Here is a 26616-nt window from a genome sequence, read left to right as displayed (position 1 = left end):
TCGGTTCACTGCGGGATAGGGAGCAGCTCATCTTTCGTCGGCGGCTGGGAGACCAAGCGCACTGCATCCGCTTTCGACACGTTCGACGGGAAGTTCCAACGGGAGAAGTCACCGCGCGGATCTTCCTTCGCCCGGGGCATGGCGATTGAGGATGCCTCGATGACCGCGCGGGCCACAGCGGCCTCACTAGCCGTCAACGCCAGCTTCTCGCGTCGCCGAAGCATGACCGGGAATCGCGTGCCTGCGGCGTCGCGTAGCACGAGTAGCAGCGTGCGTCCGCCATGACGATTCTGGCTGACGAGTACCAACTCGGCTGTGGACAGGTCTGCCCAGTTGACGGTTCTCCGACCTGAGCGCAGCTTCTGTTCGGCAACGTTGGCCCACACACCCGGGGTTCTCACCCACATCACAAGCAGTGTGACCACCGCGAACACAAGAAAGCCCGCCAACCCGAGCAGCAGCTGCAATGCGAGTACGTCGGTGAAGAGGCGAGCAACGGCAACGGGGATGTACGCCAGCAACCACAACGGCCCCGCCACGATGAAGACGAATCGCCAGTCCACTCGTCCCAAACGAACCCAGTCCGATGGTTCGGAGGGTCCGTCCTGCTCCGCTTTCATGCGTTCAGTATGGTGGGCGCGGCAAGAAACCCGAGCCTGTTCGCGTCGGGGCGGGCACGGGCTGCGGCGAATGCCATCGAGGCGTTTCTCGGGTGGGTGCGGTCGCAGCGCGCTGCGGCCTCCGGAGACTGACGGCGGGGAGACACGCACACCGCACGCGCGTGCCTCCCGCAGCGTCAGTGGCCGTTGTCTGAGGCGGCGACGTCGAGGATCCAGGTCACGCCGAAGCGGTCGGTGAGCATGCCGAATCCGGGGCTCCAGGCCGATGCCGCGAGCGGCTCGACGATCGAGGCGCCGACCGAGAGGGCCACCCAGTAGCCCTGCACCTCGTCGAGCGCGTCGCCGCGCACCGAGACGAAGAACGGCTGGTCGGTGAGGGTGACGCCGTTCTCGCGTCGCGTCGTGCCCGCCGTCGCCGCCGAGCCGCCCGTCGCGCCCGGGATGTCATAGGCCATGACGCGGAATCCGTTCTCGCTCTCGAGTTGCCCGAACACGACGTTCGAGGCACCCGGAGCTTCGGCGGGCATCCCGAAATCGCCGTACGTGGCGATCGAGAGGTCGCCGCCGAACACGGAGCGATAGAACTCCAGGGCCGCGCGGGCGTCGCCGCGGAAATTCAGGTGGGTGGTCGTGGTGATGCTCATGTCTGCTCCTCGATCGGATGCCGGGTGCCTCCCGGCTGCGCCCACTGTCGCAGCAGTAGAGGACTGTTTCGGTCCTCCACCCCCCTAAAGTCGAGGCGTGATGACGACGACCTCCCGGCTGCTGAACCTGCTGTCGCTGCTGCAGAGCAGGCGTGACTGGCCGGGCGCCGTGCTCGCCGACCGGCTGCAGATCAGTCACCGCACGGTGCGCCGCGACGTCGACCGGCTGCGCGAGATGGGCTACCGCATCGAGGCGACCATGGGCCCCGACGGCGGATACCGACTGGATGCCGGCAGTGAGCTGCCGCCCTTGCTGTTCGACGACGACCAGGTCGTGGCGCTGGCCGTCGCGCTGCAGGCGGCGACCGTGGCCGGAGCGGGCATCGAAGAGGCCGCGCTGCGGGCACTCACCACCGTGCGGCAGGTGATGCCGTCGCGGGTGCGCCAGCGCCTGGATGCCATCGCCTTCACCACCGTGCCCCGCCCCGGCGACGGCCCCGCGGCATCCGCGTCGCCCGAGGTGCTCATCGCGCTGTCGAGCGCCGTCCGCGCGCATGAGGTGCTGCGGTTCGACTACGCGACCCCGGGCGCGTCCGGTGGTTTGGGGCCGGATGCCGATGTGGCGCGGCCGCGGCGGGTGGAGCCGCACCACCTCGTCGCGTCACAGGGCCGCTGGTACCTCGTGGCGTGGGACCTCGACGTCGAGGACTGGCGCCTCTTCCGCGCCGATCGCATCACGCCGCGCGCGCTGACGCGGCTGGCGTTCGCACCGCGCGAGATTCCCGGCGGGGATGCCGCGGCGTTCGTAGCTGGGCGGTTCATGGGGTCGGAGGACGGCTCCGGGTGGCCGTGCGTGGGGACGGTGGTACTCCATCTGCCCGCCGAGGCGGTGCTCCCGTTCGCCGGGGACGGCGTGGTGGAGGCACTGGGACCGGACCGTTGCCGGTACACGGCGGGGTCGTGGTCGTGGGTGGCGCTCGCGGCGTCGCTGGGGCGGTTCGACGCGGACATCGAGGCGGTGGAGCCGCGCGAGCTGGGTGAGGCGTTCGCACAGCTGGCAGGTCGGTTTGCGACGGCGAGCGGAGCACCGGCGGTCTCCTGATAGCCGCCATGCACCCACCCGCCGCGCGCAACGGGGCTCTTGCTACTCTCGCCCCGTGCCCACGAGAGTGCTCCTCCATTTCCATCCGGACTGGCCTTATCGCGGCGCAACAGTCCTCGACGCCATGGCGTCGAGCGGTCGGTACCTCTCTCAGTTCGAGACCGGCACGTCCAACGGAGGCCTCACCGCTCATCCCGGCGGCGACCGCTGGCGCTGGGAAAGCCGGCTCTTCAACGGCCGATACGACACGACACCCGCTGACGCTCGCCCGGTGTACGGCGCGGTCGACCTCGGAGACATGCACGGAGCCGCTCCGCGATTCGGCTCAGCGTTCCTCCGCCTTGGGCCCGAGGCGTCTGAACGAGCGACTTTCTGTTACCCCGATTCGGTGTTCGAACCGGACCGGATCGCTGGTGTGGATGAACTGCCGGCGCTCGCCGAGCGGATGCTGTCCGAAGACCTCGAACCATTGGATCGCTATGTCGAGGCGCACGTCCACGGCGGCGTCACCTTCGCAAACGATGTCGAGGCGATCGTTCTCGACCCCTGTTATCGAGGAACGGCCGTTCATGCGGCAGCGGCGCGCCTTTCCGAGGTTGACTTCCATCCCGGCTTCCGCGTCACGACCGGCGCGCTTGACCCCGCATACCGAGGGCCGCAGTACGCAGCTCTCGCGGCATCCCTCGCGGATGAGTTGACGCCCGACGTCATCGGGGCCGCCGCCCGTTCAGGACTCCACCCCGCGCAATCCCTTAAGAAGGTGTGGCACCTGCTCGCACGGTATGGCCGACGCGCTGACGACCGAGACGGCTAGCCGACCGAAGGTAGGGCGCCAAGCAATGCACCTACCGGATCTCGGCATCCACCTCGTCAATCGCGACGGCAGTGTGCTCGTCGGGCGCGAGCTCGCCGCGCAGCGCGGTCACCGCGAGCAGGCAGCATCCCCCGAACACCACCGCTCCCCCGGCAACGGGAATCGTCAGGTCGATCGCCCCGAGCATGCCGCCCACCGCGGAGCCGGCGGCCAGCCCCAGCAGACCGAGCACGCGCGCGGCGCCGCCGACCCGTCCGAGCAGGGCGTCGGGCACGAGCCGCTGCCGCAGCGAGAGTGCGCAGATGCTCCAGACGATCGCGTGCAGGATGTACAGCGCCAACAGCACGCCGGCGAGGATCGGATCTATCGCGACGGCGAGACCGCCGAGAGTCAGCGCCCCGAGCAACAGGCTGGCCGCGATCGTCCACCGGTATCCCAGCCACGTGCGCAGCCGGGCGCGAGGAACGAGCCGAGCAGCCCGCCGAGCGCAGAGAAGGCGAGCAGCAGTCCGTAGCCGGTGCCGTTCAGCCCGAGCCGCTCCTCGGCGAACAGGACGAGGATCGAGAAGGGCAGCATGTAGCCGACGCTCGCGAGTGCTCCGATAAGCGCGAGGATGCCGACGACTCGGTGCCGCGCGAGCCAGGCGATCCCTTCTCGCGCCTCGGCGTAGACCGAGCGCCGGGCGGGCTCGGCGTCAGGCTGCGGCTGCGGCGAGCGCCGGATCGGTAGCGCGAGGGCGACGAGCCCTGCGGCCGCCCAGAGCCCGCCCATCGCGAAGACGGGCGCGGCCGCTGCCAGCGCGAACAGGAGGCCTCCGAGCGGAGGACCGGCGAACTCGTCGCAGAACAGCTGCGCGGCCGCGACCCGTCCGTTCGCGGAGTCGAGGCGTTTCCGGTCGACGAGGGAAGGCAGCATGGCCACGGCAGCGCTGTCGGCCGCGCTCTCCAACGCGCCGACCACGGCCATCGCCGCGTACAGGACCACCAGCGATGAGACCCCGAACTGAACGGTGAGCGCCAGAACGAGCAACGCAACGCCTCGCAGCAAGTTCGCCGCGACGAGGAGGGTGCGGCGGTCCCGCCGGTCGACCCAGACCCCGATCGGCAGCGCGACCAGCAGACGCACCAGCGCGTAGAGCGTGGCCAGCCCTGCGACCAGGCGCGGATCGTCGGTCATGGATGCCGCGAGCAGCGGCATCGACACGAAGGCGAGACCATCGGCCAGGTTCGACAGAGCGTTCGCGCTCCAGAGCACGCCGAACCCGCGAGCGCGCGACATCCCGCCAGCCTATTTGGCTCGCGGTCATGCTCCGTCATCGGTGGGATCCTCCCCTTCACGGCGGGCGCCGCGACACTGCAGGGTCCCATTCGGCCCGATGGAGTTGCGGCGTGCACACCTTCACTGCACAGCACCGCACGCCTGGTATCCGTCGTGATGCTGCTCCCGTGGAGCATGCTGATCCAGCGGTGGCCCTGAGGAGTGAAGGGCGCGTCGCTGCACTCGGTGTGCTCGCGCTTCCGGTTCGACCTCTTCGGAGCGCGTCGAGATGGGGAACGTGCCATCCCGCGCGTGAAGCCCCGGGGGCGCAGCGCTGAATCCGGCGTCTACACCGCGGCGTCGGACGCGCCCCAGGCTCTCGCTTCCGCAGCCAGGCGCGCGCGAGCAGCGCTGAGTCCCGGCGCGGGGTGCGGGTTCCCGGACAGGTTGAGTGGTGGGGTCCATCGTCGGATGATGGCGCGCTCGATATCTGCGAGCGGTTCGTCGAGCACTCGCGACGCGGGCCACACTGCGATGGCGAGGTGGCGGTGCATCCACGCGGTCAGTAAATCGTCATGTTCGCGGGAAAGGCCGTAGTTGCTGAAGTGCGCCGGCTTATCGGGATTGCGCGGAATCCCTCGCAGGCCCAACGTTTCTCGTAGAAGCGCCGCGAAGGACCGGCGTACCGTGCTGCTGCCGGTCTGCGCACGAACAGATCTATTGACAGCGAAGTGCCCCTGTAATTCGCGGCGAGCCAGACTGTCCTCGGCTTTCCCGATATACAGCGGGCTGTCGACATGCGGGGTCATCCGCAGCTCGTTCCAGGCCTCCTTATCGCCGTAGATGGCGTAGAGCCCCGGCGCGGACGGAACAACTCCAGGCGCGTCGGTGATCGCGATTCGCCGACCACGAAGGTCCGCCATTGCATCTTCAAAGTTCGACATGAGATGGACCGTAACAGGTGTCCTCATTGCCCCCAAACCTCACCTTGACCAGCTTGTTTCCGCGTGTCCCGCGATCGCGCAGGCGCCATCGGGCCGCAGTCCGAAGCGCTCCATGAATTTATGCCAGGGCTCCCTTCACAGCGGTGTCCCCGAGAGCGTATAGATTGACAACGTCTGCACTGTTGCAGGCATCCTGGGGGGGAATACATCGCATGACCATTACGTCTACGCCGACGTCGCGCGCGCCAAAATCACGCAGAAGAAAAGGGCCGCTCCGCAGAGCTCTCGGTGTCGTCCTCGTTCTGCTTCTCGTCGTGTTGGCCACTGTCATCGGCTTCGTGTCCAGTGGGCTGTTCGCCGCCGCACAGACCAGCGATTCGCAGATCTACCAGTCGGTGCAACGCCAGGAGAAGGTGGCGCTCCTGGCGCTCAGCATCCAGGGAATTTCCCGACAGGAAGCCGACGGCAGCATTCTGGGTATTCCGGCGCCGGCGGGCGATCGGACGACGATTATCCAGTACGCCTTCACCGCTCAAGTGGGCATCGACGGCTCACACGCGACGATCGAAGCAGCCGGCGACGGCGAAGGATCCTACGTGGTGTCCATCCCGGAATTCATCTTCATCGGGTACGACGACCCCCGCTTCGAAGACGCCATCGAGAGCAACGGCCCCCTCAGCTTCCTGACCGAAGAAGTCGAGGTGACCGAGATGATCAACAACATCCTCAGCGAAGAGAACCAGCAGACGTACATCGAAGACCACGCCGAGATACTGCGCGATCAAGCTGAGGCGTACTACACGGGCATCATCCAGGGCATCGACCCCGATGCGACGCTGACCTTCGAATTCGCCTCATGACCACCCGACGCAGGAACTGAGGATGCCACGACCATGACCATCACCCCGGAACACCTCGAACCTTCCGACGGCACCGGCGGCCTCGACATCGAACTCATCGTCGACGGCGATGGACTGGCGGTCATCGGTCCGCCCGCCGCGGTCGATCGATTCTTCGCCTCGACCGGGGTGGCCTCGCGGGAACTCGACCTTCGTCGGCTCTCGTCCCTCAGCGCCCAAGGTGGTGCGGTGCTGCAGGCGGCATCCGGAGTCTCCGCGAACGCCGGGCGCTGGATGAAGCTGACGGACGAGTCCGCACGGGCTGTGCAGCACCTGCCCCTGGTGCGGAACTCGACAACGAACTTCGTTCACGCCACCACGCGAGCGCCCAACGGGCAGTTCGCGAAGAGCTTGCAGTTCGTCGCCAAGCCAGGTGCCATGCTCACCAACCCTGCGCTTCTCGCGGGCGTCGGAGGCCTCATGGCGCAGTATGCGATGCAGCAGACCATGGAGGAGATCACCGAGTACCTGGCGAAGATCGACGCCAAGGTCGATGACATCCTGCGTGCGCAGAAGGATGCGGTGTTCGCCGACATGATCGGCGTCGAGTTCCTTCTCGACGAGGCCATGGTCGTACGCGAGCGGGTCGGGCGAGTGTCGGAGGTGACGTGGTCCAAGCTGCAGTCGTCGGCGGGGACCATCGCGCGGACTCAGGCCTACGCCCTGCGGCAGCTCGATGCGCTTGCGGAGAAGCTCGACGCCACCGCGAAAGTGGGCGACCTCGCAGAACTCGCCGAACCGGCTGAAGCCACGACCGTCGAATGGCTCGCCGTGCTCGCGCGCTGCTTCCAGCTGCAGGAGGGCATGGCCATCATCGAACTCGACCGCGTACTCGACGCGGCACCGCACGAGTTGGACGAGCATCGCATCGGGCTCCAGGCGGCACGACAGCGCCGCGTCGAGCTGATCAGCCGGACCACGGCGGGACTCGTCGCACGGATGGATGCCGCGGCGAAGCGCGCGAACGCGAAGGTTCTCCTGAATCCGATGTCGTCGCGCGTCGTGGTCCAAGCGAGCAACCGCGTGGCGGTGGGTGTGGATGACTTCCACGGCAGCATCGGGATCGCCACCGAGCGGTCCGCCATCGAGGGTAGACGCTGGACCGAGGCCGCCGAGGAAGTGCGTGACGATGTGCTTGAAGCCGGCGCAGGCGGGCTGCAGGCGGTCGGGCGATTCGGCAACGAGGCGCTGGAGAACGCGCGCATGTCGGCGGGCAGGTTCGCCGGGAGGTTGGCGGAGCGGCTGCAGCGCACCGACGAGCCGGATGAGTCGCGTAAAGCCCAGGGCAGCCACGTCGACGCACCCCTGCTGGCCAATAGCCTCGCGGACGAGCCGGTCGAGACAACGTCTCCGCACGACAAGGATGGCGACTGAGTTGACGTTGACCGACTGGGCGGACATCGCCGCAATTGTCACGGCCGCAGCCGTCGTCATCGCCATTCTTTCTTTTGTGGGAGATCGTAGTCAGCGACACCGCGAGTTCGAGAGCCTCTACGTCCAGCGCTACTGGACACTACGCGATCGAGAATCCGCTGATGTGCGTTTGGGGGCGGGCCACAGGCTGAGCAAGGAGGACCGTGCGCTCGCCCTCGACTACTTGCGTTTATGCGAGGACGAACTGGAGATTCGCAAGTTGGGGCTCGTGACAAACCGCACCTGGCGGGTCTGGTCGGACGCCATCTATTCCGGCATCTCTACGCCGGTATCACGTGAACTCATCGACGAGAGACCTGACGAACTGCAGTTCGTGAGGCAGTTCGCCTGTGACCGACGTGACCCCTACACGGGCTTTCGACCGTGGGCGTGGTGGAACGGCATGTGAGGGCGCACTTGCACCGGCACGAAGCCGGATCCCTCGCACGACCTGGTCAGATGCCGCCGAAGAGTGTGGCAGAGGCGCAGCAGGCGCGGTCGTTCTGCGTGGCCTCGACACCGGCGTCCAGGGGTTCTAGGTCGCGGAAGCAGCGTGGGCTAACCCGCCGCCCCGACCCCGCATTCGCCCCATCATCCCTTCCGGCCATAGTGTGAAACGGCGCACTGACGCGCCGTAGTTCTGGGGAGCGACTAAACATGCACGTGCAGGAGATTCGACTTCAGCAGGTCCTCGAAGGCACCAAGCAGTACCGAGTCCCGCTTTATCAACGCACGTACTCGTGGACCCCTAAGCAGTTGTCCCGGCTGTGGAGCGACGTCGTCGACCTGTCCGATGCGCGCATCGACGATCCCCACGCCAAGCACTTCACGGGTTCGCTCGTACTCTCGACGGGCGGCATCGGTCCGGGCGGTGCGGAGTTCCTCGTCGTTGATGGCCAACAGCGCCTCACAACCCTCTCTGTACTGATCGCCGCGATCCGCGATCACATCGCCAAGACCGACCTCGATTCTCCCGAGAAGGTGGCGCGCCTCCACGAGACCTATCTCTCAGACCGTTTTAAGAGTGGCGACGACCGTTTGAAGCTGCTGCCTACGCAGGCCGACCGTGACGCGTTCCGCTCGGTCGTCGACCGCACGATCAATGACGAACTCCGATCAGGCGTCATCGACGCCTATCGGTTCTTTCGCGCTCGCCTGATCGAAGCCGACGACCGGGAGGACCCGCACGACATCGATCGGATCGCGTCCGCGGTACTCGACGGCCTGGTCTTCGTCGCGATCACCGCGAGCCACGACGACAACGTCTATCGAATCTTCGAGTCACTCAACAACACGGGAATGAAGCTGACGCAGGGCGATCTGCTGCGGAATTACATCTTCATGCGCCTCGGTCTCCGCGGCGAAGAGGTCTATACGTCAGTGTGGCTGCCGATGCAGACGATGCTGAGCTCAGCCGACCTCGAGGCGCTCTTCTGGATGGATATGACCTGGTCGCATCCTGAGGCGAAGCAGGGTGACATCTATGCGTTGCAAGAGGCACGGATGTCGAAGCTCAGCGATGCAGACGTCGAGGACGAAGTGCGGCGCTACGCCCGTCTCGCGCAGCTTCTCGCCCAGATGCGGGATCCATCACGCGTGCCGGATTCGTCGGTGCGCGGGCGCCTCGAAAGACTCAATCAGTGGGTCAGCGTAGCTGCGGAGCCCCTGGTGCTGAGGATCCTCGACGAAGGCGATCGGGGCGCACCCGCCGAGGAGGTTTCCCAGGCGTTGGAAATCCTCGAGTCGTACCTCGTACGCCGACTCCTCATCAACGCTCCCCCGAGCGGGCTGTCGCGCATACTTCTCCGCGCCGCGGACGAGTTGGAGCCCGACGAGCTGTCAGCCTCGCTTCACCGCTACCTGTCGAAGGGGCGAAAGTTCTACGCCACCGATCGACAGATCATGGAAGCAGTCGTCAGCAGGCCGTTCTACTACTCCGGACGCCCCAATCAACGCAAAACGCTGCTGGCGTGGCTCGAGGAGCTCTGGGCAGGCAAGGAGCCGGCGTCGCTCGAAAAATCCACGATTGAGCATGTCATGCCGCAGACACTCACCCCGGCCTGGCACGACAGCCTGTCGAGCGATCTCGGGGAGTTCGCGTCGGTCGAGGATCTCCATGAGGCCTACCTCCATACGCTGGCCAACCTGACCTTGTCGGGCTACAACTCAGAGCTCAGCAACTCTCCATTCGAGACGAAGCGCAAACTCCTCGCCGAGAGCAACATCGCTCTGAACCGCTCCATCGCTGGACACTCGCGCTGGGGCCGGGAGCAGATCACGCAACGCGGCGCGTTGCTCGCAACCAGGATCACCCAGAACTGGATCGCACCTCTCCCCGACACCGACACGGTCGAATCGGGCATCGCCTGGAAGGTGGCCACCGCTGCCATCGAGGCGATACCGCCCGGCAAGTGGACGACCTACGGCGATGTGGCCACCATCGCCGGCACGCACCCCGTGCCGCTGGGGGTATACCTCGGCAAGACCGAAATACCGAACGCATGGCGCGTGCTTCAAGCGGCGGGAACCGTTTCGCCCGGATTCCGTTGGACCGCCGGCAGCGAACACACCGGCCGTGATCCCCACGATGTGCTGGAGGCCGAAGGGGTGCTCTTCAGCACCGACGGACGCGCCGACGCAGCGCAGCGGCTATCGGCGCGCGACCTCGCCGCGCTCGTGGGAGTTGCCCTCGAGGGTGACGATGATGACGCCGGCGGGACGGACGAGTCCGAGCAAAGCGAGAGCGCATATCTCGCACAGCTCGCGTCCCGGTTCGCACCGTCCATCATTCATGGGGTGATCGAGCTGTTCACCGCGTGGCGCGCGATGGGCGGATTCGTGACATTCGGCACATCCACCGATGTCGGCGCCTTTCTGCACGTGCGCGAGCCCAGCGCCGGCAGCCACATCTGGCCGATCGTCGTGTACAGCTCGGGCACCGTGGAAGTCGTCTTCCAATGGCTTGCAAACCGGGCGCCGTTCGATGACCGCAAGCTGCGGGACGAGTTCCGCGCCCGGCTGAATGTCGCACGAGATGTCGAGCTACCCGACTCAAAGCTCGAGAGTCGACCCTCTTTCTCGATCGAAGTACTCGCCGACATCACAGCGCGCGCCAGGGTTACCGACGCTCTGGAGTGGTTCATGGGCGTCGTCGGCGAATACGACCGAATTGCACAATCAGGCGCGTTCGCTTCGAGCATCCATTTCACCGTCGATGGGGTGAGCAGGGAGCTGTCGCGCGACCGCGTGGTCGAAGCGATGCACGGGAATGAGCCAGCACGCGTCGTGACCTACTGGGTGGACATCGAGGGCACGCGATGGCCCGTCAAACAGGCGTTCTCGGTCGCACTCGATGTCGAGCCGTCGCAGTTCAATTCGTCAGAGGCGCGCCGTCACTTCCGTGCACTCGGGTTCGCAGTCGGGACTGATGCGCCCGATCGTGATCCGGGTGCGAGCCCCGATCTGTGGAGCACGGATGATCTGCGCCGCTTCGCCGCCATGGATTCGGCGACGAGCGTGACGATCGGGAAGGTGATGGATGCCCTCGCGGAGCGACCGAACTCATGGGCATCGACGACCGAGCTCGAGATGCTCACGGAAGTCGAGCGTCGCAAGCTCAAGGGCGCTTTCGCCTCCCTGACGCGACAACTGAACACGCATTTCGACGAGCAGGGATGGATGCTGAGCTTTGCGTGGGGTACACACCTCGGTCGCGAGTACCGGGCCGAGGGACACTACCGACTGACTTCGGCGCAGGCCGAGCGATGGTTGGCCGCCCGGGCGTGAGGATCCCAAAGCCAATCCCCTTTCCTCACAACAGGGCCACGCCCCGCGCGCCGGCACAACGTTGGGTTAGTCGTCGCGAATCACCCGAGCGCGTCTCGCGCCTCCGGCTTCGTTGAATGGCGCCTAGCCTGCGGAGGTCAGCTCCACACGCTCGAATGTCAGCCCTACTTACTAGAGTGAAGTCGACATGCCCGATGCTCTCCGATCTCATCCGCTGCGCCAGCGCACCGCCCCGCGGTTCGACGATGGCAATGGCGCGCCGATTCGCATCGTCGATCTTTTCGCCGGCTGCGGCGGTCTCACCTTGGGCGCTGCCCAGGCCGCGTCGCTCCACGATCGCGCCGTGGAGATCGCGCTCGCCGTGGACTTCGAACCGCTCGCGACAGAGGTGTATCGCCGCAACTTCCCGTTTGCCTCGAACATAGAGACGGGACCCGTGGAGATGCTCTTCGACGGAGACGCGGGGACCCGTCCGACGTTCGCTGAGAAGCGAGTCGCGGCGCGTGTCGGCGAGGTCGACATCCTCCTCGGCGGACCCCCGTGTCAGGGACACAGCAGTCTGAACAACCACACCCGCCAGGTGGACGAGAAGAACGCGCTTTACTTACGCATGGTGCGCGCAGCGGAAATCGTCAAGCCCCGGGTCGTACTCATCGAAAATGTGCCGGCTGTGCGCAACGACCGCCACAACGGCGAGGGAGTAGTCACCCGCGCGGAGCGTCGGCTGACAGAGATCGGGTATCGCGTCGCGGAGCGGATCATCGAACTCGAGGCTCTCGGCGTCGCGCAGCGGCGCAGGCGCCACGTTCTGCTCGCCGTTGCGGAGGGCGAGGCCATCTCACCGGAGTCGCTCTTCGAAGCGATGCCGACGGGAGAGCGCCGCACTCTCCGCTGGGCGATCGGCGACCTGCTCGATATTGGAGGGGATGCTCCCTGGGATCGCGAGCCGCAGGCGAAGAGAGAAAACCTCGAGCGAATGCGGTACTTGCTCGACAATGACGAGTTCGACCTTCCGAACAGGTTGCGCCCGAAGTGCCATCAGGGTGACCACTCCTACAAGTCGATGTACGGCCGGCTCCGCTGGGACGAGCCCGCGCAGACCATCACCAGCGGATTCGGAAGCATCGGCCAGGGCCGCTTCATGCACCCTGAGCGAGCACGCGCACTTACCGCTCACGAGGCGTCCCGCATTCAAGGGTTTCCGGACTACTTCGACTTCTTTTCCTGCCCGACGCGGCACGCGCTCGCGACGATGATCGGGAATGCTGTGCCACCTGCCTTGTCGGCTGGGGTTGTCAACGCATACTTGACCCTCGCTCAGGCGCGAAGCGATTCATCAGAGCAACTTGCGGCGATGGCCTAGCGGCCAGCGCACGGACAATGGACTGGGCATCATGGGGAAACTAGGGGGCGCGAAATGTCGTCGCGATTGATCGAGACCAGGACCCGTACAACCGAGGTGCCGGAGATCGGCAGCCTGGTGAACGTGCGCGGCGCTCGCTGGTCGGTCACCGACGTGACCGCGCAGTCGCTGCCGCGCAGCAGCGCGGACGACGGCCGTGCCGAGCTGCAGCACGCTGTCACGATGCAGTCCGTCGAGGAGGATTTCTACGGCCGCGAGCTCACCGTCATCTGGGAACTCGAGCCAGGCCGGGGCGTCATCCACGAACAGGGGTTGCCTACAACCCTGCGTCCCGACCAGTTCGACGACCCTACGACATTCGCCGCCTACGTCGATGCGCTCCGCTGGGGTGCGCTCACCAGCGCCGACCCCAAGACGCTGCAGGCGCCGTTCCGAAGCAGCGCATCCGTTGAGGCGTACCAGCTCGAACCGCTTCGCCGCGCGATCGACTCTCCCCGCGCCAACATGCTCCTTGCAGACGACGTCGGTCTTGGAAAGACGATCGAGGCCGGTCTCGTCATCCAGGAGCTTCTGCTGCGTCACCGCGCCCGCTCGGTGATCGTGGTCTGCCCCGCCGGACTGGTGATCAAGTGGAAGGAAGAGCTGCGCGACAAGTTCGGCCTGGACTTCGAGATCGTCAACACCGAGACGATGAAAACGTTCCGCCGGAGCTTCGGTGTGCACGCCAATCCTTTCCGGGTCTATCCGCGCGTAATCGTCTCGATGTCGTGGCTGCCCTCGCCCCGCGCGGAGCGAATGCTCGAAGAGGTGTATGCCAGCGTCAAGGACAAACGCACGGCCGAGCGCCGTGCCTTCGACATTCTCATCGTCGACGAGGCGCACCACGTCGCCCCGGCTACTCCGAGCCGCGCCAATGCAGACAAGGCCCGCTATGCAGTCGACAGCCAGCGGACGATCGCGGTGCGACGCCTCGCAGAGCTCTGCGAGCACAGACTCTTCCTCAGCGCCACGCCGCATAACGGCTACACCGAATCTTTCACGGCACTCCTGGAGATGATCGACCCGCAGCGGTTCGCGCGCGGCGCGGATCTCGACGAGAAGGCTCTGCGACAAGTCGCGGTGCGCCGCCTGAAGCGGGACCTGCCGGATGAGGGATTCCGCCTTCGCGAGGTACGCCCACTGTGGTTTGACCCCTCGGGCGACGAGGCCGAGGCATACGAAAAGCTCATCGCCTTCACGCGTCGTCGCAACGCCGCTGTGCAGCAGGGTCGGGGAAAGCGTGCGTCCGACCTCGCCACGGTGATCCTCAAGAAGCGGTTCTTCTCCTCGCCGGTCGCCTTCGCTGGGACCGCTGAGACATATCTGGAGGCGCGTGGCGACGAGGACGTGCAGCTTCCCGACTACGACGACATTCTGGGCGACGAGGCATCCGACGAGGAGGAAGGTCGCGCCGAGCAGCCCGAGCTCGAAGCACTTCGAACCGCCAAGCGTGCCCAGGTGCCGCTCGGCGATGAGGACGTCTCGGACCTCCGCGACCTGATCGCTTGGGGGCGCCGCTATGACGGCCGTCCCGATTCGAAGCTGGAAGCCCTGCTGCGGCTCATCGAGGGCGAGTTGATCGTTCAAGGGCACGGCTGGGGCGAGGAACGCATCGTCATCTTCACGGAGTACGTCACCACCCTGGAATGGCTGCGTGACGTGCTCGAATCGCGAGGGCTCGGCGGCGAGCGGCTAGCGATCATCGACGGATCGACCGACGCCGAGACGCGCGAGGAGATCCGCGCCCGATTCAACGCGCCTCCTCGTGACGAACCGATTCGGATCCTGCTGGCAACGGATGCGGCCGGCGAAGGCATCGACCTGCAGACCTACTGTCATCGTCTGGTCAGCTTCGACATCCCGTTCAATCCGAACCGTCTCGAGCAGCGGATCGGCCGCATCGACCGTTACGGACAGAACGAGACTCCCCTCGTCTGGCACCCTCGCGCCGACAAACAGAACACGTCGGACTACGCGAAGGACAACGACTTGCTCGCTCGGCTCGCGAGCAAGATCACGAACTCGGAACACGACGGTATCTCAGCCAATGAGATCATCGCGCCCGACCTGCAGCGCGAACTCGGCTTCGGAGACGCCCCGGCGCGAAAGAGCCAGACGGATGCCGGTGGCCAGGTGATCAATCGCGTGCTGCAGGCGGAGCACACTCTCGGCGCCAACCTGACCCGCCTCGCCGAGCGCCTCGAAGGCTCCCGCGATCGCATGCACCTGCACGAGGGCAACCTTCTTCGTGTTCTCGAAGAGGGACTGCGAATCTCGGGCCAGCCCCGCCTCATCGAGGTCGACGATCCCCGTGAGGAAGCGCGCCTCTTCCAAGTCCCACCCGGGGTGTCCCGAACGTGGGTTTCCGCGCTTGCGGGCCTCAACACGCGCCTCGCCCCAGATGTGCAGCGCCCGATTACATTCGACGAGCAGCGCGCACGGCACCGGACCGACGTTGTGTACGCGCATCTCGGCCACCCCCTCATCCAGCGCGCAGCTCGCGAATTACGGGGCCAGGTGTGGACACGCACCGATCACGTCCGGGGCGTGAGCGCAGTCATCGTCGACGGGCTGGATCAGTCCTTCGCGGCGGGGGTCGCCCGCCTCGTGCTCGTCGGCGAGGGCGGCACGCGCTTGCACGAAGAGGTCTTCCTCGCCGGCACACGCCTCTCGCGTCGCCAGGAACTCGGCATGGAGAAAGCCGAGGACCTGCTGGCGTCCGCGCTGGATGGCACGCGTCTCACCCGCCCGAGCGAGCAGGTACTTGCGAAGCTGGCCTCCGACTGGAGTACCGACTCGGATACGGTCGACGGCATCCGAAGCCGCGTCAACGCCGCCGTCCAGCGCCGCGCGGAACGCCTCCGAGGCGCTGTCGAATCCGACCTGCTGGAACGACGTGATGCGGAGCTCGCCACCGTCGAGGAGATCTTCGCCCGGTTCCGCAGCACACTGGAGAGCACCCTCGCCGCGGCCGAGGAGGCACGCAGATCCGGCGAGGAGATGCTCTTCCAGCTGCCCGAGGAGAAGCAGCAGCACGACCGTGACCGGACTCGCATCCGGACGCGCCTCTCTCACCTCGATGACGAGCTGCACACGGAACGCGACGCCGTCGAACGCCGTTACCGCGACGTGCAAGCGCACACCTTCGTTGCCGCGCTCGTGTTCGCTCTGACCCCCGAAGACGCCGAGAAGCTGGAGTCCGCCGGTGCCCGTTGATGTGTGGGAGTGGTTGTCGCTGATCGACCACGACGGTCCCTTCCTGTCGAAAGCGGCGTTGAAGTCGTTCTACCCCTCGGGGCTACCCCGCCCCGCAGCGGACGAGACAGCAGACGTCTTCGCCGAAGAGTTCGTCCGATGGTCCGCAGCGTGGACCGCGCCGGCGGACGTTTACGACACGGCGCGTGACCGGTGGGTGGCGGTCGTGTTGCGCCGCCTGCTCGATTGGTCCGACGACCTGCAGCTGTCGCCCGAAGGCCTCTCCGCGCAGTCCCCTAATGGCGCTGTCACGGTGACACCATGGGCCGCGCTGACCGGCTCGAGTGTCCCGTCCGCCCTCGTCACCGTTGTGGACCGCACCGATGATCTGCGTTCGGTGGGCAGCGATGGGTGGTCGGCGAACGCTATCGACCGAATGGCGGTGCTGCTGCGGGAGACCGGCGTCACGACCGGCATCGTCACCGACGGCCGATGGTGGGCGCTGGTATCAGCGGCGAAGGACGTCACGACGGCCAGCGGCGTGTGGGATGCGTTGTTGTGGCGTGAGGAACGTCCTAGCCGCGATGCGTTCTTCGCTCTGGCTAGCTATACGTCGATCGCGGGTGGAGACGAGATGAAGCGGCTTCCGCTGCTCTTCGACAAGAGCATCGCGAGCGCGGAGGAGATCACCGAGGCGCTCGGCGACCAGGTTCGCCGCGCCGTCGAGCTCGTCCTCCAATCGATGTCAGACACACACCTTCGTGCACTCGCGCAGGGCGAGCCCTCCCCGCTGCCGGAGGACCCGAAAGCTGTCTACGCAGCCGCGGTCACGGTGCTCATGCGCATCGTCTTCCTCCTCTTCGCGGAGGAACGCGGGCTGCTTCCCGATCATGACCTCTACCGTTCCTCGTACGCGATCGCGCGAGTCCGCGAGCACCTCCAGCAGGACGCGACTGCGACTTCGGAAGAGGCACTCGACCACTCGTGGGAGGCATGGCACCGTTTGCTCGCAGCGAGCAATGCGGTGTTCGGAGGGGCCTCCTTCCAGGACATGCGGATGCCCGCCTACGGTGGCTCCCTGTTCGATCCCGCTCGTTTCCCATGGCTGCATGCCACCGACGGTCAGGGCCGGCTGCGGGTGCGACTGACCGACCGGGCGATGCTAGCCGTCCTCCGCGCCGTGCAGACGATCGAAGACGGCGCGCTGCGGCTCTCTTTCCGCGAGCTCGACGTCGAGCAAATCGGCTACGTCTACGAAGGTTTGCTCGGTTACTCGGCTACCTACGTCTCCGACGTCACGGTCGGCCTCCAGGGTACGGCGGGGTTCGAGCCCGAGATCGCCCTTGACGAGCTGGAAGACGTCGCTGCTGCCGCCTCTTCGCCGGCGGATTTCGCGGAACGGCTCGTAAAGCATCTGGAGACGACTCAGAAACAGTCCAGGCCCCGCACCGCGAAGCAGATTGCGAAGGCGTACGGAGCCGATGCCCCTGAGCCCGCCGCCGCTGCTCGCACGCGACTTCGATATGCGCTCCTCGGCAACGACGACGTTTTAACCCGGCTGCATCCCTTCTACGGCCTCATCCGCAATGACCTGCGCGGGATGCCTTACGTCGTTCCGGCTGACGGGCTTGTGATGACGGAATCCCCGCAGAGGGCGAACACTGGGACCCACTACACCCCCCGCTCCCTCGCAGAGGAAGTGGTCCTCCACGCGCTGGAGCCGCTCGTCTATAATCCCGGACCTCTCGATACCGAGAATCGCAGCGAGTGGAAGCTGAAGTCCTCGGCGGAGATCCTCGACCTGAAGGTCGCAGACATCGCCGCCGGCTCGGGCGCGTTCCTCGTCGCCGCAGCCCACTACCTCGCCGACCGGCTCATCGAGGCACGCGCCGAAGAAGGGCTTGACGTGAGTGGCGAGCCGGATCTGAAACGGTGGGCGGTGCGCGAAGTCGTCGCACGCTGTCTCTACGGCGCCGACATCAACGGCATGGCTGTCGAGATGTGCAAGCTCTCCCTCTGGCTCATCTCGATGGACCCGGGCAAGCCGTTCTCCTTCGTGGACGACCGCGTCTTCCACGGCAACTCGCTGCTCGGCGTCACCACCGAGGAGCAGTTGAAGGCCCAGCACATCTATCCCGAGCGCCGCCGCGGGCGGGAGCAGCTGCTCTGGTTCGACGTCGATAAGGATCTTGACGACGCCGCCCGTATCCGCCGCGAGCTCTCCTCTGGGCAGGTCGACGACGCCGACCGCATGCGCTCCACGAAAGCGAAACACGCACTCCTGGTCCAAGCCGACCAGGTCACCGCGAAGCTACGCGACGTCGCCGAGGGCATAATCGCGGCTGGCCTCCTCGAAGGTGGCAAGCGCGGCAAGAAGCTCGACGACCGCTACGACGACCTCGCCGACGCCCTCCGCGCCGCCTACCCCGTCGACGGAGATGCCGAGCCGGACCGAACCGAGCTCGATGCCATCATCGATGCGGGCCTCACACCGGCCGCTGATACGGGCGAGGCGCGGTGGAAGCCCCTGCACTGGATACTCGAGGCTCCGGACGTCATCCACACCCGCGGCGGCTTCGACGCCATCATCGGCAACCCCCCGTTCCTCGGGGGAAAGAAGATCTCTGGCGCTTCGGGTTCGAACTTTCGGGAGTTCTTGGTCAACTCAATCGCCAACGAACGCAAGGGCGAGGCAGACCTCGTCGCGTACTTCGTACTCCGGTTGGTGACACTCGCCAATCAGGACGCGACCGTAGGGATGATCGCCTCCGAGTCGTTATCGGAGGGCGACGGGCGCCGAGTAGCGCTCGACCCCCTTTTGCTCACCACATGGCGGGTGCACCGAACCGTCAAGCGCTATAAATGGCCGACAACCGCAAGTGTGCACGTTTCCCTGATCTGGCTGACAGCTCGCCCTCAAGCCGGTGGCCGTTCAGTCTGCGACGGGCAGCGGGTATCGCTCATCTCGCCAGCACTCGAGCCGGCGACGGCCTATATCAAGCCGCCTACTGTGCTGTCCGAGAATAAAGGACTGAGCTTCATGGGCGTGATCCTGTCAGGCAAGGGATTCGTTATGAGCGACGCGGAACGCGAGCAGCTTCTGGAGGAAGATCCATCCTCTGCGCGGGTCGTTCGGCCATTTTTGACCGGAGTAGACGTAAACGGACGCGCCTCACCGGGGCCAAGTAGCACGGTGATTGATTTCGGTAATTTGACACTCTCCGAGGCAGAACAATTTCCTGCCGCGCTCAGGCGAGTCCGAGAACTAGTGAAGCCTGCGCGAGACAGAGTCAAGAAGAGGCAGTATCGGGAGAGGTGGTGGCAGTACGCTGAACGCGCTCCCGGGTTGTCCGCAGGGCTACAGGAGCTGGACGCCGTGATCGCGATCGTCCTCACAAGCGACACTCTGATGCCGCTTCGATTCGATTCGAAATTGGTATTCAGTAACTCCCTCGGCGTCTTCCTTCTTGACGATTTCGCATCACTTTGTTTACTGAGTTCGTCGATACATCAGCTCTGGGCAATGCGGTGGGGCTCAAGTCTCGATGCGGCAGCGAGATACACGACTTCAGACGTATTCGAGACGCTACCTCGCCCTGAACCAACGGATGAGATGGCCGAACTCGGCATGCTATTGGACGGCGATCGTGCGGATATTATGCGAAGCCGCGGTCTGGGGTTGACGGCGCTCTACAAGAGAGTCAACTCGCCTTTGGTTCGAGGCGATGCCGACATCGATCACCTTCGCTCGATCCATGCGCGAATCAACTCAGCTGTAGTCCGAGCGTTCGGCTGGGACAGTATTCAGCTTAACCACGGATTCTACAGCTACCGGCAAGTTGAGCGATGGACAGTGGATCCCGATTCTCGGGTGAAGATCCTCGATCTGCTGCTTGCAGAGAACAACCGAAGGGGGGAGCTTCAGGCGGACAAGTCTCGCACCCCCGCGCCCGACCGCGGCGACAACTTTGACCAATCATGCGTTCCCGAAGGAGCGATGTTCTAGTGACCGGCGAATCCCCTACCTCCGCGGCACAGGTCCGCGATGAACTCGTCGACCTGATCGCCCGTGACCTCGTCGGCCCGTGGGACGGGCCTGACGAAACGATCGTGGGCACGCCCCGCGCTCGCTACCTCGCCGGCGCACTCGCGCCGATCTCGCTCCTCGACGGCGCCCCGGATGCGGTGGCATCGCCAACCGACGCAAACGGGGCCTCACTCGCCGATGTTCGCGCAGATGAGTCCCTCGCCGTCGGCGATCTCAGCGGCGCCCACGACGTACAGGGTGTGCCAGCCGACGAGGAGGCGTCGATCACCGAAGCTTCGCCGAGCGAACGCGACGAGGACCGCGGCCCGGAATCGAAGATCATCGCCCCGTCGTCGATGGGGCTCCGGTTCCAGGTGCCGGCGGACACGCCTGTACTCCGCTTCACCGCACGCTGGGGGAAGTACTCAGCGAGGCGCGAGGCTGATGAGCAGGGCAAAATCCAGACCTACTACGACCGCACGCCCTTCGAAGAAATCGCCGATATCGACATCTCAGCGATCGCGAACGGCAGCTCAACGCGCGCCTCGCTGCCCGGCGACGTCGAGATCAGTGTCGAGGTGTTCGACGTCGAGGGACGGTGCGTCGTCGAGGCTGCTCTTCTCAATACAGCGGTCACAGGGCGGGAGTTGCCTCCCAAACTCTGGATGTTCCAAGCCGAGCTTGAGGTCACGACACCGAGTGGCAACGGCATCTTCCTGCCCGCACGTGACGCGATGGTCGCCGATCGTGGCTCCCGAGACCCGGAAGTGCGCCGTCTCGATCTTCTCTACCGCGATCGCCTCGAATTCGCCGTCGGCCGCACAGCCTCTGTGGAATGGGATGTCTCGCCAGCCGACCCTCGTCGGGCGACAGCGGTCAGGACGACGTGGCTACCGACGGCGGAGGTGCCGCAAACGCAGGCTCCAACGGTCACGGGTGCTGTGCTCAGCATGAGCGCACTCATGGCCGCGTCCCCCGAGGAGCTCGAAGCAGGTCTGAACCCTCTCCTCGATGGGTACTCGGCGTGGCTGCAAAAGTGCGCAGCAAAGAACGCCGCGCTTCCGGAGTGGCTGCAGGAACAAGGCCGCATCGGACTTGAAGACGGCGCTGCAGCGCTTGAGCGGCTGCGCGCAGGGCTTGAGCTCCTCGTCTCCAATAAGCAGGCGCAGCGCGCCTTCTGGTTCATGAACCGCACGATGCGGGATCAGCGGTTGCGGTCGCAGGTCGCGGCGGTTCGTATCGAGCAGAGGGAAATGTCGATCGCCGACGCTGTCGCCCGCGTCGATGCGCGTGGCGAGGAAGCGGCATCGTGGCGCGCGTTCCAGCTCGCGTTCATCCTCATGCAGCTACCGTCGGTGGTCGACCCCACCCACGTGCGCCGGTCGACGGACTACGCGCGCGCCGAGCTGCTGTTCTTCCCGACCGGTGGCGGCAAAACGGAGGCCTACCTCGGCCTCGCCGCGTTCACATTCGGTATCCGCCGTCTGCAGGGCAAGGTCGAGACGCCCGAAGGACTACTTGACGGTGGCGACGGCGTCGCTGTGCTCATGCGATACACGCTGCGCTTGCTCACGTCGCAGCAATTTCTGCGCGCGACAACTCTCATGTGCGCCGCCGAGGTCGTCCGCCGAGAAGACCCGGCGAGCTGGGGCTCAGCTCCCTTCACCATCGGACTCTGGGTCGGATCGAGCGTCAGCCCGAAGCGCTACTCCGAAGCGGCCGAGCAGGTGAAAGACGTGCGCGAGAGAGACGGCAACTCCGCGTACGGGCTGACGGTGCTCCAGTTCGACCATTGCCCCTGGTGCGGGACGGCGATCAACCCGAAGTCGAACGTCGAAGCCGACGATGTTGAAAAGCGCATCCGCATCTACTGCGGCGACCGTCGGGCTCGATGCCCTTTCGCGGCCGGCGGGTCCGCGGAGGTCGGGCTTCCCGTGCTCACCGTCGACGACGAGATCTACCGGCATCCGCCCACCTTCCTCCTGGCGACCGTCGACAAGTTCGCTCGTCTAGCCCGCGAAGGTGAAGCCGCCAGCCTGTTCGGCTATGTGGCCAAGAAGTGTCCGCGACACGGCTACAAGCACCTGGACACCGACGCCAGCGTCTGCGGTGCCGACACCCACAACGCGAAGACCGCGAACGGACGCGCCTACCCCTCCACCCAGGTCACGGCAGTCGGCCGACTGCGCCCGCCGGACCTGATCATCCAGGACGAGCTCCACCTCATCACCGGGGCTCTCGGCACCGCCGTGGGTCTTTTCGAGGGGGCGATCGACGTCCTCTCGAGCTGGGAGCTCGGAGCTTCGGGGACCGCGAAGCCGGTGAAGCCGCTCGTGATCGCGTCGACCGCGACCGTTCGAAAAGCTGCCGAGCAGGTTCAGCGGCTGTATGCCCGCGACGTCGAGGTCTTCCCACCGCAAGTACTGAGCGTGAGCGACACCTTCTTCTCGAAGGAGGTGCCGCTACCCGGAACGGCGGACTTGAGTGCTGCCCGGGCCGATGGAGAGAACCCTCCGAAAGAGGCTCCCGGTCGCCGGTACCTCGGCGTCTGCCTCCACGGCGCACGTCTGACGCTCGCCGAGATCCGCCTCAGCGAGATCCTCCTGCTCGCTGGTCAGAAGCTCTTCGACGAGCACGGCGCTGCTGCAGAGCCCTATCTGACGCTCGTGGACTACTTCTCCGCCACACGGGAGCTTGCCGGCATGCGCCGGTACCTCGAGGACGATGTGACGACGCGCGTGAGCAGCCCGGATAAGTCGACGGGTTACCCCAGAAGGCGCACGCCTCTCAAGCTCGGCGAACTGACATCCCGCATCTCGTCCTCCGAGATCGGGAAGACTCTGACTCACCTTGCTTCGCCCTTCGACCCCGACATTGACACGACGACAGGGCGGGCGGTTATCGCGGCCAAGCGGAAGGCCGGCGAGGAACTCGCCCCGCGGGAACTGCCGTACGACGTCGTCCTTGCCACGTCGATGCTCCAGGTCGGTGTCGACGTCCCTCGTCTCGGGCTCATGATGATCGTGGGACAGCCGAAGAACACAGCGGAGTACATCCAGGCGTCCTCCCGCGTCGGACGCGAGGGGGCGAAACCCGGGCTCGTGGTGACGCTCGCGAACCGCGCCCGGCCGCGCGACATGGCTCATTACGAGCAATTCGAGCACTATCACGACACCTTCTACGCGAATGTCGAGGCGCTCTCCGTCACCCCGTTCTCGGAGGCAGCGCTCGAACGCGGGCTGACCGGGCTCATCGTCTCGGCGGCGCGCGTGATCGATGCCACAGTGACGCCCGCCGAGTCTCTCTCGGCGGAGTCCAACGCCGGAGCGGGCCGGATCGCTATCCGTCGCGCGACCATTGACGCTCTCGTAGACAAGCTGGTTGCGCGTGTCGACCTCGCCGCCGACGCCGGGGCGGCGTCAAGCATGAAGAGCAAGATCGTGTTGAGGCTCGACAAGTGGACGGATCGTGCAACCGCGACTTCCGGAGCGCTCACCTATTCGAGAAAGTCCCTCCCGAACCAAATCGTGGAACCGCTGCTGATCAGCCCGGAGGACTCGATCGGCGAGGAGGGCGACCGGCTTTTCCAGGTCGCGAACTCGATGCGCGAGGTGCAGCCCGAGATCGACCTCCTCGTTTCGCCCTTCCCCGGCAAGCTCGCTGAGCCCGTCACTGCGACGACGCCGAAGTGGACCTTTACCGTCAAGGCGAAGAAGGATGCCAAGTGACCGAAGAGCGCGTGACCACGGAGCGGGCGACCGCCGGCGATGAGCAGACAGTCGTAGAGGTCCCCGGCGACGTCGCGGACCCCTACGCAGGCTCGGGAGAACCGAAGAATCGCGCCCGCATCGGCTCGATCCGGCCGAACGGCATGCTCTACACCTCGGGCATCGGCGCAACGGTCGATCTGCCGCAGATCGCGGTGATGCCGCAAGGCATCGACGCCTGGGACAAGGCGTACGCGAGGATGGGTGGCGATCCTCCTCTCGTGCTGGTCCCTCGCCTCATCGAGGCGGTGCGCCGCCAGCTGGGCCAGCAGGTCGGGGAGCTCCGCCAACCGCCGTGGCTGCCGGACGACCTCGGCGGTAACACGACCCCGATCGGCATCCCTACCCGCATCTTCCCGCAGTGGCTACGGTGCACGGGGTGCGACCTTCTCGCTCCGGTGTCGGCTGCGAGCACCTTCGAGTTCGAGAACACGCGCAAGCATCGACCCGATCTGGCTCGTTTCGTTCACAAGGCCTGCAAGGGTCGTTTCGGGGGGAAGGCGCGGCCCCGCGCTGCGGTGCCCGCACGCTATCTCATCGCATGCACCAACGGGCACCTCGACGAGTTCCCATATGTCGACTGGGTGCACGGTGCCGACGGCCACCGCACCGAATGCGTCGCACAGCCGAAGATGCGCATGCTCGAGTGGCGCTCGAACCTCGGTCCGCAGGTATCAATCAAGTGCGTCGTGTGCGGCTCCTCCCGCAATATCGCTGAGCTGACCCGTGCGGGAGGCGAGGACTCCCTCCCGAACTGCCGCGGGCGGCATCCGCATCTTCCGTCGTACGCATCCGCGGACGAACCTTGCCAGGGCGAAGTTCGGCTCATGCTGCTCGGGGCTGCGAACCAGTGGTTCCCCGCCACGATTAGCGTGCTTGTTCTCCCCTCACGCAAGGTGCCGCAGCCCGCCGATACGGTCACCGAGGTTCTCGGTATACCGCCCGCTCAGGTGGCGAAGATGACCTCGCTCGCTGCGGTGGCGGGCTGGCGCACCTTCGCTCCCGAAAACATCACCGAGCGCTTCGCCGGGATCTCGGATGAGGAACTCTGGACGGCAATCCAGATCGCACGAGGGGACCTTCCGCCACTCGCGGCGGCTGCAGCCGGCCCGATCGGATACGACCCGAACTACTTGCTCGCACCCGAATGGGAGACGCTGACCCATCCGACGGAGTTTCTCGCGGAGGATCGGCGCAACGGGTTCAAGGTGCACCCGGTTCCTGTTGCGGCGACGCTGGACACCACGATCAGCGACGTGGTGGCGGTCGACCGCATCCGGAAGGCGAATGCCTTCATCGGATTCACCCGGATCGACGCGCTCGACCGCGTTGGCGACGACGCAACGCGTATCGCGCCCATCTCGCTCTCCGGTAAGCCGAAGTGGGTACCCGCCACCGAGGACCGCGGCGAGGGCGTCTTCCTCCGTTTCAAAGAAGCCGTCGTCGAGACGTGGGAGGCGGGCGTCCTCGAAAGCGCCGTGTGGGCCGCGCATTGCGCGGCGCACGAGCGGAATCTCGCCCGCCGCCAGAGCACCACAGCTGCCGCCGTCAGCGCCGACGATCGGATGCCACCGCCGCGCTACTGGGCGCTTCACACCCTGTCGCACCTTTTGATCCGCGAGATGGCGATGTCGAGCGGATACGGGTCGGCGTCGCTATCGGAGCGCATCTACGCGTGGCGGGCATCGGAGGGTCGAGATCCTGCTGCCGGCATTCTCATCACGACGACGTCGCCCGACAGCGAGGGTACGCTCGGCGGTCTCGTGGATCTGGCTCGCACCGACCGTCTCGAACCGGTGTTGCAAGAGGCTCTGCATCGTGCGCAGCGGTGCTCATCCGATCCGATCTGCGCTCACCGCGTACCGAAGAATCAGGAAGATTTCCTCCACGGTGCCGCGTGCCACTTCTGCGCCTTCCTGTCGGAGACGTCGTGCGAGCGCGCGAATCGTTTCCTCGATCGGCGGTTCGTTCTCGATCTCCACGCCGGATCGCTCGATGTGAAGCCGCTGCTGGCGGGCATCTCGGCGAGCTTCGGCTGATGGCTGACCCGTTCGTCGCGCTCGCTTCCACACTGTCGCCTGCGATGGCACTGAGAGTCGCGTCGAGCTTGGATATCGACGGCCGGCTGTCGAGGGCGCTCGAAAAGGTGCCACCCAGTTCCGCGGCGGCTGCACCGCTTGAGGCTGCGTACAAGGTGGTTGGTGGCGCGGCGCTCGCCGCCGTCCTGCGCGGCTTCGCGGTCGCCGCCCAGACGAGCGCGAGGGACATACGGGCGGTCTGGAGCGGCCCCACCTTCGATGGCGATGGCGACCACACGACGTCGGCGATCGCACACCTGATCGACGGCGCCAAAGAGGACGTCTTCGCTTCGACGTATTCAGCCACACCGGACTCGGAGTTCGTGAAGGCGTTGTGGAAGGCGGTCGCGCGCGGAGTTCGCACCACCCTCCTCGTCGACTCGACTGTCAATAACGGCCAGACTGCATCGATGCTTCGCACCAAACTGACCGGTGCACGGTTCTGGACGTACAGGGCACCCGACGGGCAATATGCTCTGCAACACTCGAAGGTCCTGATCGTGGACTCGCGCAGCGCATTCGTCACCAGCGCGAACCTCTCAACCGCGGGCGCTGAACGGAATCTCGAGGCGGGTGTCGTCGTCCACGACGTTGCGTTCGCGTCGGGCATGAGACAGCGATTCGCCAAGCTCTGGGAGCACGGAGCTATCACCGATCTGGGTTGAGGG

Annotated in this window: 17 protein-coding genes; 12 read left to right on the top strand and 5 right to left on the bottom strand. The window is 65.8% G+C overall.

All coding sequences use genetic code 11. From position 1 onward, the window contains the following. Positions 1-5 precede the first annotated feature (5 nt). A complete protein-coding gene (locus QNO26_RS04765; protein WP_257525727.1) occupies positions 6-620 on the bottom strand; it encodes a hypothetical protein in 615 nt (204 codons plus the stop codon). 176 nt (positions 621-796) lie between these two features. Continuing rightward, positions 797-1264: a VOC family protein gene (locus QNO26_RS04760; protein WP_257525728.1), complete on the bottom strand. Its 468-nt coding sequence runs from the start codon at positions 1262-1264 to the stop codon at positions 797-799. A 100-nt stretch (positions 1265-1364) separates the two neighbouring features. Between QNO26_RS04760 and QNO26_RS04755 the strand changes: the two genes are divergently transcribed. After that, positions 1365-2366, top strand: coding sequence for a helix-turn-helix transcriptional regulator (locus QNO26_RS04755; RefSeq protein ID WP_257525729.1), 1002 nt, complete (start codon positions 1365-1367; stop codon positions 2364-2366). A gap of 55 nt (positions 2367-2421) precedes the next feature. Beyond that, on the top strand, positions 2422-3180 hold the full coding sequence (locus tag QNO26_RS04750; RefSeq protein ID WP_257525730.1) for a DUF3626 domain-containing protein: 759 nt from the start codon (positions 2422-2424) through the stop codon (positions 3178-3180). A 31-nt stretch (positions 3181-3211) separates the two neighbouring features. On the opposite strand, the gene QNO26_RS04745 is transcribed toward QNO26_RS04750, so the two are convergent. The 3 genes from QNO26_RS04745 to QNO26_RS04735 all read right to left on the bottom strand — a co-directional run bounded on the left by QNO26_RS04745 (position 3212) and on the right by QNO26_RS04735 (position 5381). Beyond that, positions 3212-3526 carry a hypothetical protein gene (locus QNO26_RS04745; RefSeq protein ID WP_257525731.1) on the bottom strand — a complete coding sequence of 105 codons (315 nt, stop codon included), beginning with the start codon at positions 3524-3526 and terminating at the stop codon, positions 3212-3214. Between the two features lie 44 nt (positions 3527-3570). Next, the gene (locus tag QNO26_RS04740) at positions 3571-4434 is read right to left on the bottom strand and encodes an MFS transporter (protein WP_257525732.1); all 864 of its coding nucleotides are present in this window, start codon (positions 4432-4434) and stop codon (positions 3571-3573) included. Between the two features lie 350 nt (positions 4435-4784). Then, positions 4785-5381 (bottom strand): GIY-YIG nuclease family protein, encoded by a 597-nt coding sequence (locus QNO26_RS04735; protein WP_257525733.1) that lies wholly within the window; start codon positions 5379-5381, stop codon positions 4785-4787. A 212-nt stretch (positions 5382-5593) separates the two neighbouring features. Here QNO26_RS04735 and QNO26_RS04730 point away from each other — a divergent pair, with 212 nt between their 5' ends. From QNO26_RS04730 to drmC, 10 genes are all read left to right on the top strand, one after another. Further along, positions 5594-6241 carry a hypothetical protein gene (locus QNO26_RS04730; protein WP_257525734.1) on the top strand — a complete coding sequence of 216 codons (648 nt, stop codon included), beginning with the start codon at positions 5594-5596 and terminating at the stop codon, positions 6239-6241. Positions 6242-6274: 33 nt separating this feature from the next. Beyond that, the gene (locus QNO26_RS04725) at positions 6275-7654 is read left to right on the top strand and encodes a hypothetical protein (protein WP_257525735.1); all 1380 of its coding nucleotides are present in this window, start codon (positions 6275-6277) and stop codon (positions 7652-7654) included. A gap of 1 nt (position 7655) precedes the next feature. Then, the gene (locus tag QNO26_RS04720; RefSeq protein ID WP_257525736.1) at positions 7656-8102 is read left to right on the top strand and encodes a hypothetical protein; all 447 of its coding nucleotides are present in this window, start codon (positions 7656-7658) and stop codon (positions 8100-8102) included. Between the two features lie 248 nt (positions 8103-8350). Continuing rightward, entirely contained in the window at positions 8351-11479 is a 3129-nt protein-coding gene (locus QNO26_RS04715) for a GmrSD restriction endonuclease domain-containing protein (RefSeq protein WP_257525737.1), read from the top strand. Positions 11480-11666: 187 nt separating this feature from the next. Next, positions 11667-12842 carry a DNA cytosine methyltransferase gene (locus QNO26_RS04710; protein ID WP_257525738.1) on the top strand — a complete coding sequence of 392 codons (1176 nt, stop codon included), beginning with the start codon at positions 11667-11669 and terminating at the stop codon, positions 12840-12842. A 54-nt stretch (positions 12843-12896) separates the two neighbouring features. After that, a complete protein-coding gene (drmD, locus tag QNO26_RS04705; protein ID WP_257525740.1) occupies positions 12897-16097 on the top strand; it encodes a DISARM system SNF2-like helicase DrmD in 3201 nt (1066 codons plus the stop codon). Beyond that, entirely contained in the window at positions 16087-20082 is a 3996-nt protein-coding gene (locus QNO26_RS04700) for an Eco57I restriction-modification methylase domain-containing protein (RefSeq protein ID WP_257525741.1), read from the top strand. Before drmD ends, QNO26_RS04700 begins: the two co-directional genes overlap by 11 nt. Then, positions 20082-23831, top strand: coding sequence for a DISARM system helicase DrmA (drmA, locus tag QNO26_RS04695; protein WP_257525742.1), 3750 nt, complete (start codon positions 20082-20084; stop codon positions 23829-23831). Before QNO26_RS04700 ends, drmA begins: the two co-directional genes overlap by 1 nt. Next, positions 23828-25909 (top strand): DrmB family protein, encoded by a 2082-nt coding sequence (locus QNO26_RS04690; protein ID WP_257525743.1) that lies wholly within the window; start codon positions 23828-23830, stop codon positions 25907-25909. Before drmA ends, QNO26_RS04690 begins: the two co-directional genes overlap by 4 nt. After that, complete coding sequence (gene drmC, locus QNO26_RS04685; protein WP_257525744.1) at positions 25909-26613, top strand: DISARM system phospholipase D-like protein DrmC; 705 nt, start codon at positions 25909-25911, stop codon at positions 26611-26613. Before QNO26_RS04690 ends, drmC begins: the two co-directional genes overlap by 1 nt. Positions 26614-26616: the final 3 nt, after the last annotated feature.

Source organism: Microbacterium sp. zg-Y1090, assembly GCF_030246945.1.
Taxonomy (GTDB): domain Bacteria; phylum Actinomycetota; class Actinomycetes; order Actinomycetales; family Microbacteriaceae; genus Microbacterium; species Microbacterium wangruii.
The sequence above is the reverse complement of the archived record's forward strand: the minus strand, read 5'-3'. Positions and strand labels throughout refer to the sequence as shown.

Coding starts and splice junctions, on each gene's coding strand:
- drmC (WP_257525744.1), top strand. CDS start 25,909: ATGGCTGACCCGTTCGTCGCGCTCGCTTCCACACTGTCGCCTGCGATG.
- QNO26_RS04730 (WP_257525734.1), top strand. CDS start 5,594: ATGACCATTACGTCTACGCCGACGTCGCGCGCGCCAAAATCACGCAGA.
- drmD (WP_257525740.1), top strand. CDS start 12,897: ATGTCGTCGCGATTGATCGAGACCAGGACCCGTACAACCGAGGTGCCG.
- QNO26_RS04735 (WP_257525733.1), bottom strand. CDS start 5,381: ATGTCGAACTTTGAAGATGCAATGGCGGACCTTCGTGGTCGGCGAATC.
- QNO26_RS04765 (WP_257525727.1), bottom strand. CDS start 620: ATGAAAGCGGAGCAGGACGGACCCTCCGAACCATCGGACTGGGTTCGT.
- QNO26_RS04755 (WP_257525729.1), top strand. CDS start 1,365: ATGACGACGACCTCCCGGCTGCTGAACCTGCTGTCGCTGCTGCAGAGC.
- QNO26_RS04760 (WP_257525728.1), bottom strand. CDS start 1,264: ATGAGCATCACCACGACCACCCACCTGAATTTCCGCGGCGACGCCCGC.
- QNO26_RS04725 (WP_257525735.1), top strand. CDS start 6,275: ATGACCATCACCCCGGAACACCTCGAACCTTCCGACGGCACCGGCGGC.
- QNO26_RS04710 (WP_257525738.1), top strand. CDS start 11,667: ATGCCCGATGCTCTCCGATCTCATCCGCTGCGCCAGCGCACCGCCCCG.
- QNO26_RS04715 (WP_257525737.1), top strand. CDS start 8,351: ATGCACGTGCAGGAGATTCGACTTCAGCAGGTCCTCGAAGGCACCAAG.